The sequence below is a fragment of the Streptomyces sp. NPDC002896 genome, assembly GCF_040295225.1.
In the GTDB taxonomy this organism is placed as follows: Bacteria; Actinomycetota; Actinomycetes; order Streptomycetales; family Streptomycetaceae; genus Streptomyces.
Window position 1 is genome coordinate 223,381 of the sequence record NZ_JBEOVA010000012.1, and the last position, 10,544, is coordinate 233,924.

General features: G+C 70.1%; 10 protein-coding genes. 4 read left to right on the forward strand and 6 right to left on the reverse strand.

Going from position 1 to position 10,544, the window contains the following annotated elements:
- Positions 1-407: 407 nt before the first annotated feature.
- From glnII to ABT009_RS24330, 3 genes are all read right to left on the reverse strand, one after another.
- Positions 408-1,436, reverse strand: coding sequence for a glutamine synthetase (gene glnII / locus ABT009_RS24320; protein WP_351298583.1), 1,029 nt, complete (start codon positions 1,434-1,436; stop codon positions 408-410).
- A gap of 330 nt (positions 1,437-1,766) precedes the next feature.
- Positions 1,767-2,438, reverse strand: a complete 672-nt coding sequence (locus ABT009_RS24325; RefSeq protein ID WP_351298586.1) for an SCO2207 family protein — start codon at positions 2,436-2,438, stop codon at positions 1,767-1,769.
- Positions 2,439-2,589: 151 nt separating this feature from the next.
- The gene (locus ABT009_RS24330) at positions 2,590-2,958 is read right to left on the reverse strand and encodes an arsenate reductase family protein (RefSeq protein ID WP_351298589.1); all 369 of its coding nucleotides are present in this window, start codon (positions 2,956-2,958) and stop codon (positions 2,590-2,592) included.
- Positions 2,959-3,114: 156 nt separating this feature from the next.
- Here ABT009_RS24330 and ABT009_RS24335 point away from each other — a divergent pair, with 156 nt between their 5' ends.
- Positions 3,115-3,405, forward strand: a complete 291-nt coding sequence (locus ABT009_RS24335; RefSeq protein ID WP_351298592.1) for a hypothetical protein — start codon at positions 3,115-3,117, stop codon at positions 3,403-3,405.
- Positions 3,406-3,526: 121 nt separating this feature from the next.
- Positions 3,527-4,648, forward strand: coding sequence for a CapA family protein (locus tag ABT009_RS24340; protein ID WP_351298594.1), 1,122 nt, complete (start codon positions 3,527-3,529; stop codon positions 4,646-4,648).
- A 40-nt stretch (positions 4,649-4,688) separates the two neighbouring features.
- Here the strand turns inward: ABT009_RS24340 and polX are convergent, their stop codons facing one another.
- Entirely contained in the window at positions 4,689-6,416 is a 1,728-nt protein-coding gene (gene polX / locus ABT009_RS24345) for a DNA polymerase/3'-5' exonuclease PolX (RefSeq protein WP_351298597.1), read from the reverse strand.
- Between the two features lie 155 nt (positions 6,417-6,571).
- Here polX and ABT009_RS24350 point away from each other — a divergent pair, with 155 nt between their 5' ends.
- Positions 6,572-7,489 (forward strand): transglutaminase-like domain-containing protein, encoded by a 918-nt coding sequence (locus ABT009_RS24350; RefSeq protein WP_351298600.1) that lies wholly within the window; start codon positions 6,572-6,574, stop codon positions 7,487-7,489.
- Between the two features lie 247 nt (positions 7,490-7,736).
- On the opposite strand, the gene ABT009_RS24355 is transcribed toward ABT009_RS24350, so the two are convergent.
- The gene (locus ABT009_RS24355) at positions 7,737-7,985 is read right to left on the reverse strand and encodes a hypothetical protein (RefSeq protein ID WP_351298603.1); all 249 of its coding nucleotides are present in this window, start codon (positions 7,983-7,985) and stop codon (positions 7,737-7,739) included.
- Positions 7,982-9,349 carry a CdaR family transcriptional regulator gene (locus ABT009_RS24360; protein WP_351298606.1) on the reverse strand — a complete coding sequence of 456 codons (1,368 nt, stop codon included), beginning with the start codon at positions 9,347-9,349 and terminating at the stop codon, positions 7,982-7,984. Before ABT009_RS24360 ends, ABT009_RS24355 begins: the two co-directional genes overlap by 4 nt.
- Before the next feature lie 254 nt (positions 9,350-9,603).
- Here ABT009_RS24360 and ABT009_RS24365 point away from each other — a divergent pair, with 254 nt between their 5' ends.
- Positions 9,604-10,536, forward strand: a complete 933-nt coding sequence (locus ABT009_RS24365; RefSeq protein WP_351298609.1) for a substrate-binding periplasmic protein — start codon at positions 9,604-9,606, stop codon at positions 10,534-10,536.
- The last annotated feature ends 8 nt before the right edge of the window (positions 10,537-10,544 follow it).

The following is a 10,544-nucleotide window of genomic DNA, read 5'->3' on the forward strand; positions in this document are numbered from 1 at the left end:
GCGCGAGAAGTCGTCTGCGGCCCCTCCCAGGCCCTTGAGGCACTGGGGGAGTGTCGAGGACTGCGTGTTCAGGCCGCAGTCGTCGAGGGACGTACGTCGTGCGCGCTGGCCGAAGGCCGGGGTGAACGGCTTTAGAGGGCCCGCGCGTTCACACGCGACAACACACCCGGTCGAAGTCGTGGTGCTGACGGGAAGGCCAGAAGGGCTTGAGGTCGCGATGACCCGTCGCGGTGTTCTGGATGCCGTCCATGTCCCCATTGAAGCAGACGGCGGGTGAGCGCAGCAGCTCTCGGGCCGGGGTTCTCGTTCTTTGATACGGATCCCTCTGTACGGACCGCACCCGTACATGGGAAATGGAAGGGGCACCCGCCGATTCGGCGGGTGCCCCTTCCGGAAGTGCTGTCGGATCAGGCCTGGCCGGCCTTCTCCAGAGCGGAGCAGCACGTGTCGACGATCAGACGCGTCACCACGTACGGGTCGACGTTGGCGTTCGGGCGGCGGTCCTCGATGTAGCCCTTGCCGTCCTTCTCGACCTGCCACGGGATACGGACCGAGGCGCCGCGGTTGGAGACGCCGTAGCTGTACTTGTCCCACGGGGCGGTCTCGTGCAGACCGGTCAGGCGGTCGTCGATGCCGGCGCCGTAGTTCTTGACGTGGTCGAGCGGCTTCGAGCCCTCGCCCAGGGACTCGCACGCGGTGATGATCGCGTCGTAGCCCTCGCGCATCGCCTTCGTGGAGAAGTTGGTGTGCGCGCCCGCGCCGTTCCAGTCGCCCTTGACCGGCTTGGGGTCGAGGGTGGCGGCGACGCCGAAGTCCTCGGCGGTGCGGTAGAGCAGCCAGCGGGCCACCCACAGCTGGTCGGAGACCTCCAGCGGGGACAGCGGGCCGACCTGGAACTCCCACTGGCCCGGCATGACCTCGGCGTTGATGCCGGAGATGCCCAGGCCCGCCTTCAGGCAGTTCTCGAGGTGGGCCTCGACGACGTCGCGGCCGAAGATCTCGTCGGAGCCGACACCGCAGTAGTAGCCGCCCTGCGGGGCCGGGAAGCCGCCCTTCGGGAAGCCGAGCGGGTAGCCGTCCTTGAAGAAGGTGTACTCCTGCTCGATGCCGAAGATCGGCTCCTGCGCGGCGAACTTCTCCGCGACCTCGGTCAGCGGGGCGCGCGTGTTGGACGCGTGCGGCGTGAAGTCGATGTTGAGGACCTCGCACAGGACGAGGATGTCGTCACCGCCGCGGATCGGGTCCGGGCAGGAGAAGACCGGCTTGAGCACGCAGTCCGAGGCGTGGCCCTCGGCCTGGTTCGTGGAGGACCCGTCGAAGCCCCAGATCGGCAGCTCGGCACCCTTGGCGTCGTCCGCCAGGATCTTCGTCTTGGAACGGAGCTTGGCCGTCGGCTCGGTGCCGTCGATCCAGATGTACTCAGCCTTGAACGTCACGGGCCCATCCTCATTCGGTCTTCTGCGCCACAGACATGTCTTCTGCGGTGCAGACATAGCGGGTGCTGTGGTGGTAATAGGCAGCTTGTCAACCGGCGATTTCCCGATCATTGCCCGGTTGTGAACCCCGTGTTACCGGGTTCACCTGTGATCCATGAGCTGCGGTGAGTCACCTCGCGACGGTGTATGCGCCGGCTGTGAGCGGGTCCGGCCGGGGCTGCCGGCCGCTCGTATGCGATGGGTGCCGGTCCTGCTGCTCCTTGCCGGGACCCGGCGGGCGGGAGCGGCAGGACCGGGGTCGGGTGTCAGCCCACCTTCTCGAGCCGGATGTCAGCCCACCTTCTCGATGCGGGCGTTGCGGATCAGGAACTTGCCGGGCTCGCGGACCTGCTCGAAGGCCGCGTTGTTCAGCAGAGCGCAACTGCCGGACGCGGAGGTGACCTCGACCGTCGTGGACTTGTCGTTGTCCAGGTTCGTCACCTTCAGCCGCGTGCCGACCGGGAACTGGTTGCTGGACGCGGCGGGCGCCCCGCCCTCACCGGAGAGCGTCACGGTGGAACCCGCGCAGACGACCTCGCCGACGGCTCCGGCCTCCCCGCCCCCGGCTCCGGTGTCGCCCCCGGCCTCTTCGGCGCCACCGGTCTCGGCGGGCGCGGCCGTCTCGTCGGACCCGCCGGTCTCCGTGGGCGCGGCCGCCTCGTCCCCGGCTCCTGCCTCTGCTCCTGCCGCGCACCCCGAGGCCGCCTGCTTGCGCTTGATCTCCTCGATCACCGCGAGCCGGTTGGCGATCCGCGCCTCCGACTGCGCGTCGGGCTCGGCGCGTTGGCCGTCGATGAACTTCTGGTTGTTGGCGAGCGCCGTGGCCAGGCCGTCGCAGACCACCGACGTCGGTGCCGCGTTGCTGGTGCTCGCCATGGCGAAGGCACCACCGCCGGCGACCACGGCGGCGCTTACCAGGAGCGCGATCTTCTTCTTCGGACTGAGCGTCTTCCTGCGCGACATACGTGCCTCCTGTCCCCGGCCGCGGGCGGCGGCCGGATGCGGGTACGTTCGGCATTACGTACGAGTAACCACGCACTCGTGCTCACCGGTCACAGGAGAAACACGAAGACCATGGGATAGGAAGCGTTCGTGTGGGTGGTGATACGGGGACTTACCGCGACAACGCGTCCCGTACCGCCTCCTCGGTCCGCGCCACCACCGCCGTACCGTCGTCGGCCGTGATGATCGGACGCTGGATGAGCTTCGGATGCTCCGCCAGCGCCTTGATCCACCGTTCGCGGCCGGACGCGTCCCGCGGCCAGGCCTCGCGGTCCTTGAGGTTCAGCTCCTTGGCGACCGCCTCCGTGGTGCGGGTGATGTCCCAGGGTTCGAGGCCGAGCCGGCCGAGCACGTCGCGGATCTCGTCCTCGGTCGGTACGTCCTCGAGGTAGCGGCGCACCGTGTAGTCGGCGCCCTCCGCGTCGAGCAGCGTGAGCGCGCTGCGGCACTTCGAGCAGGCCGGATTGATCCAGATCTCCATGCCGCACACGGTACGCGAGCCTCATCGGCACCACTCGGCACAGCGGCCGGACGGCCCGTCAAATCCCCTCTGGCCAGCGGCTTTTGTCAGTGCCGGGCAGTAGAATTGAAGAAGTGTTCGAGGGTGCCCGCCAGGGGCCCCGACGGCGACAGGAGGATGCCCGTGCCCGCTGCCGCACTCATGCAGACGACCCTGCCGATCGACCTGCCGTACGCACCGCTACAGAAGAGGCCGCTGCCCGCCGGACGCCCCCGGGAGTGGTACATCACGCACAACCGCCGGCTCAAGGCGATGCGCCTCGCCATCGCCCTGCTCGACGCGGGGGTCTACATGCCCAACCAGGCGCACAACCACAGGATCCGGAGCACCGCGGAACTCATCGGCATTCACCCGCCGTCGGACACCACGTGCCACATGGTGCGGGCGCTGATGCGGTACAGCCGCTGATCCGACTCTGACGCAGGGCCTCACAAGGTCCCGTGCACCCTGGCGCGCTAGTGCGACGGGGGCACGGGACCTGCCGCGTCACGGCCTGTGATCTCCCGGGAAACGCGCCTAGCCTGGGAGAATGCCTGGGACGCGTGGGGACGGCCTGGTCACCCTGTTCCTCTGCGGCGACGTGATGCTCGGTCGCGGCGTCGACCAGATCCTTCCGTGCCCCGGAGACCCCGCGCTACGGGAGGGCTACATCCGGGACGCCCGCGCCTATGTCGAGCTGGCGGTGGAGCAGAACGGCCCGATTCCCAGTCCGGTCGACTTCTCCTGGCCCTGGGGCGACGCCCTGCCGGTGCTTGAAGAGGCCGGTCCGGACGTCCGGTTGATCAATCTGGAGACCAGCGTCACGCGGGACGGCACGTTCGCACCCGGCAAGGGCGTCCACTACCGGATGAGCCCGGAGAACCTGCCCTGCCTGGCCGCCGCCCGCCCCGACGTGTGCGCCCTGGCCAACAACCACGTACTGGACTTCGGTCGCCGCGGTCTGGAGGAGACGCTCGCCAGCCTCTCGGGCGCGGGGCTGCGGACGGCGGGCGCCGGGCGGGACGCGGCCGAGGCCCGGCGGCCCGCGGTCGTCCCGCGGGCCGGGGGCGGCCGCGCCCTGGTCTTCTCCTTCGGCATGCCGTCCAGCGGCATCCCGCGGAGCTGGGTGGCGGCCGAGGGAAGATCCGGCGTGGACCTGGTGGCCGAGCCGTCGGAAGCCGCCGCGGACGCGATCACCAGCCGCGTACGGCAGGTCAAGCGCCCCGGGGACATCGTGGTCGCGTCGATCCACTGGGGCCCAAACTGGGGCTACGAGGTCCCGGCCCGCGAGGTGCGCTTCGCGCACGCACTGGTCGACGGCGGTGTCGACCTCGTGCACGGGCACTCGTCGCACCACCCCCGCCCGCTGGAGACGTACCGCGGGAAACTCGTGCTCTACGGCTGCGGCGACTTCATCGACGACTACGAGGGCATCAGCGGCTACGAGCGCTACCGGGACGACCTCCGGCTGCTGTTCCTGGTCTCGGTGGAGCCGGACACCGGCCGGGCGTCCGGTGTGCGGATCGTGCCCCTGCAGGCCCGGCAGATGCGGCTGCGGCATACGTCGCGCAAGGACTCGGAGTGGCTGCGGGTGGTACTCGACCGGATCAGCGCGGGCTTCGGCGTACGTGTGGACTGCGAGCCGGACGGGGCGCTCACGCTCCGGTGGTAGACAGCCCCGTCAGGGCACCCCCGGCAGGGCACCGTCCGTCTCACGCCGCCCGTCCGCCGCGCAGGAACTTGCGCAGCCGCCCCAGCGGCCAGGTGTTGATCACGTCGTCCTTCGTGAGCCAGCCGCGCTGTGCCGTACCGACCCCGTAGCGCAGGAACGCCAGGTGGAGGACGGAGTGAGCGTCGGTATCGATCACGAACTTCGCGCCGTACTCCTTGGCGCGCAGGATGTCCTCGTCGCACAGGTCCAGGCGGTCGGGCTGGGCGTTGACCTCCAGCGCGGTGCCGGTGCGGGCGCAGGCGGCGAACACCTCGTCGAGGTCCGCGTCGATGCCCGGCCGTTTGCCGATCAGCCGGGTTGTCGGATGGCCGATGACGTTGACGTGCGGGTTCTCGCAGGCGCGCACGAGGCGGCGGGTCATCTCCTTCCGGCTCAGGTTGAAGTGCGAGTGCACCGAGGCCACGCAGATGTCGAAGCCCGCCAGGAAGTCGTCGGGCCAGTCCAGCTCGCCCTCGGGACCGATGTTGAGCTCGGTGCCGTGCAGCAGCCGCATGCGGTGGTGCTTTCCGTCGAGCTCCCGCACCTGCTCGCGCTGGGCCAGGATCTTCTCGTCGGTCATGCGCTGCATGTACAGGTTGGGGGCGTGGTCGGTGATCGCGTAGTACGCGTAGCCACGCTCGGCGGCGGCCTCGACCATCTCCTCCAGCGGGGCGAGACCGTCGGTGAGATCGGTGTGGGTGTGCAGGTCACCGCGGATGTCCTGCTCGGTTACCAGCTCGGGCAGCTCGCCGCGCAGCCCCGCCTGGACCTCGCCCCGGTCCTCGCGCAGCGTGGGCGGGATCCATGGCAGGCCGAGCCTCGCGTACACGTCCTCCTCGGACCGGGAGGCGACGCTCTTGCCGCTCTCCGTCTCGAACAGGCCGTACTCGGAGAGCTTCAGGCCCTGGCGGACGGCGATCGTGCGGGTGCGAATGTTGTGCGCCTTGGAGCCGGTGAAGTACTGCAGACCGGCGCCCCACGAGTCGGGCGGCAGCACCCGGAGATCGATCTGGAGCCCCTTCGTGGTGCGGATCGAGGTCTTCTTCTCGCCGTGGGCGATGACCTCGGCGGTGGACGGAAGCTCGCTGAGCGCGTCCATGAAGGGGGCCGAGCGACCGGCGGCGACGAGGATGTCGATGTCGCCGATCGTCTCCTTCATCCGGCGCAGGGAACCCGCGTAGGTGCAGCTCTCGCAGCCCGTCACCTGGGAGAGCTGGGCCACGACCTCCTCGGCCTGCTCCATCGCCATGCTCAGCAGGATGCGGTCGCCCGCCTGCTGCAGCAGGGCGATGCCATGCAGGATGTTCTGCTCGGTCTTCTCGCCGAAGCCCTTCAGATCGCGCAGCTTCTCCGCCTGGATGGCGTCGGCCAGCTCGTTGACGGACGAGATGTGCAGGTCCTCGTAGAGCGCCATGGCCTTCTTCGGGCCGAGCGTGGGGATCGTGATGAGCTCCCGTACCCCGGCGGGGATCTTGGCCCGGGTCTCCTCCACCGCCGTGATCCGGCCGGTGCGGAAGTACTCGACGACCTTCTCGGCGATCGACTTGCCCACTCCGGGGATGTCGCGCAGCGCGGCGGCGTCCAGCTGGGAGACGTCTCGGGGGTGGCCGCCGATCGCGCGGGCCGCCTTCTCGTAGACGCGTGCCTTGAACGCGTCTCCGTGTGTGATCGCGATGAGGTCCGCGTACTCCTTGAGGAGCGCCTCGACCTCTTCGTTGGGCCGGGCCACGTATCCAGTCTAAGAGCGGCCGGGCGGAGCGAACTGATGCGCTACGCAGGCCTCGGTGCGGGAGATCTGGACAATAGCGCGGGAATTTTGGCACGGTGAGGGGCGCCAGGCCGGTAATCGAACATACGGCCGATACGCTCTCGGGGGTTCCAGTCATGCCATCCGCCCGCCTCACACCTGACGCCGCCGCCTTCTACGCCGCACAGAGCGTGTTCTCCGACCCGGGCGCGCTCGCCCCGCTCTACGCCGATCTGCCGGCCGATCCGCGGCAACTCGCCCGTATCGCCCGCGATCTGACGATCCATCGGGTCGAGGGGGAGCTCTACCGCTACGACATCCCGCAGGACCGCCTGCACAACGACGCCGAGAACCGCTACATCGACGACATCCTCCGCATCATCACCGAACGGAACGACGCCCCGCTGACGCAGCGGCGCGAGCTCGGCGACCGCTTCGTCGGCATCTGCCGCGACTTCACGCTGCTGCACTGCTCGTTCCTGCGCCACGCGGGCATCCCGGCGCGGCTGCGGTCCGGGTTCGCCGACTACTTCGGCTCCGACGGCTTCCACTTCGACCATGTGGTCACCGAGTACTGGGACGAAGAGCGGGGGTGGCTGCTCGCCGACGCGGAGCTGACGGACCCGCTGGTCACGGACACCTTCAAGATCGAATTCGATCCCATGGACGTGCCCCGCGACCGTTTCCTCGTCGCGGGCTCGGCATGGCGGTCGATCCGCGCGGGCGAGGCGGACCCGAAGACGTTCGGACTCCACCTCCCGGACGGGCCGCTGGTCGGGGAGTGGTTCGTGGCGGGCAACATCCGGCTCGACCTCGCGGCGCTGAACAAGGTCGAGACGCTGCTGTGGGACGTCTGGGGGGTGGGCGCCGGCGGCGACGGGGACATGACGGACGAGATCCGCGAGCTGTACGACCAGGCCTCTCTGGTGGCGTGCGACGACGTGCCGTTCGACGCGGCGCGGAAGCTGTTCGCGGAGCACGACGGGCTGCGGACACCGAAGACGGTGCTGTCGCTTGCACCCTTCAACGGGCCCAGCCAGGTGACGTTGAGGTGACACGAGGCGCGGCCTGAGGCCCGGCCCGCCGCCGGTGCGTGGAACCTGCGCCCTGACGGGGGCAGTGGCCGGGGGCGCGCGGCGGGCAGTGGCCGGGCTGGTGGGTGGCGGGCACCGGCCGGGCAGGTGGGTCGCCGGAGCAGTAGCGGCCGAGCAGGAGGGTGGCCGGCGACGGGCAGTGGCCGAAGCCGAGCCGCGGCGCACCCGGCACCCGCGGCCGCCGCTCGGCTCCCGGCCCCGTCTGCCGCTACGAGGCGGCGCGCGCCGACAGCGCGTACGCCGTCACCGGGTCCCCCGCGAGCAGCGCATGGTCGGCGTCCGCGATGAGCCGGGCCCATCCGTCCGGGGTGCCGCCGGCCACCACATGGGCCTGGGCCGCGTCATGGGCGCGGGCGACGATCTCGTCGACCCGCTCGCATCGCCGTTGGAGCGGTCGGCATCGAGCGCCGCGGCGCTCGCGACCGGGCCGTTTCGGGCTGCGACAGACCAGTGTCAACGAGCCGGTGGAGACGGCGTCTTGCGGCTCCCTCGCCGGTCCCGCAAGCCGCGAGGGCCGCCGTCGAGCTGGTCGGCCAGGCACGCCAGGTACAGCGCCATGGTGGCGCGGTGCTCGCGCAGGGAGCGGCCGGTGATCTGCTCGATCTTGGCCATCCGGTAGACGACGGTGTTGCGGTGGATGTGCAGGGCCGCCGACGCCCGTACGAGATTGAACCCGCTCTCGCACCAGGCGATGACCGTGTCGCGCAGCACCGGCCAGTCGGACTGGGCGCGCAGACCCGCGGCGGTGAGGTCCAGCAGGCGGCTGCGGGCCGGCTGGCCCACGCCCGCGAGGACCTGGTGGACCCGCAGATCCGTGATGAGGTGCACGGGGGAGGCCCCCGCCGCCTGGCCGGAAGAGCCGCAGGTGACGCGGACGCCCAGGCGGAGCGCGTCGCAGGCGTCCTGGTACGAGGCGCGCAGGCCGCCGACGGAGGCGGCCGGTTCGCCGATGCCCGCGCGGGCGGTCAGGCCGTCCTGGGCGGCGATGACGTCGGTGATCCGACGGCAGTCGGCCACCAGGCTCGCCATCGCGCCCTCCGGTTGCCGGGCAGGAAGCCGGTGCAGCACGCCGATCCAGCCGGGAGCCGTGCTCGCGACGATGTCCTGGGGATCGGCGAACACCTCGCGTACGGTGCGGATCAGCTCTGAGCGGATCAGCGCCATGTCCCGCGTGGGGCCGGACGGGACGGGGGCGATGCGGGCAGGGCCGACCCGGGTGGGACCGACCCGGGTGGGACCGGCCTCTGCAGGGCCGCCCTGGCGGCGGGTGTCGCCGCCCGCATCGGGCACGGTCACCTCGAAGGCCACCGCGACCCGCTGCAGACGCAGGTCGAAGCCCAGCTCGGCGGCCCGGAACACCAGGAAGTCGCCCTCCACGACCTGCGGGTCGTACGAGGCGATGTCGGCGAGGAGCTTCTCGGCCGCCCGCTCGGCCAGCAGCCGGGAGCGCAGCATCACCGACTCGCGCAGCAGGATCTCCGTCTGGCGCTTCACCAGCAGCCCGAAGCGCCGCACCTGCGCGGGCGTACCGGTGATGCCGACCGTTCCCACCGCCTGCCCGTCCGTGACCAGCGGGAGTGTCACTCCAGGGCGTACGCCCTTGAGCTGCTGGGCCTGCGACGCGTTGTGCGTGGCGGGCTCCTGAGTGCGTATCACCTCGACGGACGCCTCGTGGAAGGAGCCGACCCGGCCGGCGTCGCCGCTGCCGATGACCATGCCGTCCGCATCGGTGATCAGGACGTTGAAGCCGATGACCGCGGAGGTGTCCCTGGCGATCTCCTGCGCCAGTGACGGGCTCAGCGCCGGTGACGGGCTCTGCATGGGCGTTTCTCCCGTCGAGGGGACACCGAGTGGGACGAACCGTACAGCCGACAGCGGGTTCTCAGCCACAGATTCGTACGAAGTGACCGATGACGGGCAACGGGTCCGTCCCTAGCGTTTGGGCACTGGCAACCCGCCGCCAGCACAGCGCGGTGACCGGCGGGTCTCTCCACCCCCGACTGCGGATTCCTGCATCCCCGACAGTGGATCCGCGACAGCGGGTTCCCCAGCCCTGATACGGAAGGCCCCAGCCGATGACCCGTGTGCGTTCGTTCGTCGCGGCCTTGTCCGCGATGCTCCTCCTCCCGGCGGCCGCCGCCTGCAGCTCGGGCGGCGGTGACGACCCGAAGAACGTGTCCGCGAAGACCGCCGCGCTGGGCACGCTCACCCCCGGCGTGCTGAAGGTGGCCGTGCAGCCGTACGCGCCCTACACCAGCGTCCAGGGCGACAAGATCGTCGGCCTTGACGGCGACATCCTCCAGTACGCGGCCGACAGGCTGGGCCTGCGGATCAAGCCCCAGGTGACGGACTTCGCGGGCATGCTCGCCGGGGTGCAGTCCCGCCGCGTCGACATCACCATCGGCGGTATCGCCTGGACCGCCGACCGGCAGAAGCAGGGCCTGTTCACCGATCCGCCGTACTACTCGCCGCCCGCGATGGCCGTCCGCTCCGGGAAGACGTACAAGACCGTCGACGACCTGAAGGGCCTGGATCTGGGCACCGTCGAGGGATACGTCTGGGTCAAGTCGATCCAGGCCGTGCCCGGCGCCAAGCTGCACGCCTACCCCGACGCCAACGGGGTCTTCGACGACCTCGGGGCGGGCCGCATCGCCGTCGGCTTCCTGGACCCGCTGATCATCATCGCGGCGCAGAAGGAACGCCCGGACCTGAAGATCGAAACCCAGTACATGACGCCTCCGAGCGCCGAACAGGTCAAGGCCAAGCCCGCCTACCAGTACTTCCAGCCGTACCAGACCGGCTTCTACCTGCCCAAGAAGGCCACCAAGCTCGAGAAGGCCATCTCCGCGCAGATCGACGCGATGTACGAGAACGGCGAGCTGGCGAAGCTCGTGAAGAAGTGGGGCGGTGACCCGGAGCAGTTCCTCAAGCCCGCCGCCGACGTCGCCACCTCGCGTCGGGGCGTGGACCGCCCCGACGACTGGACACCGCCGTCCATCGAGCAGTGAGAGGTTAC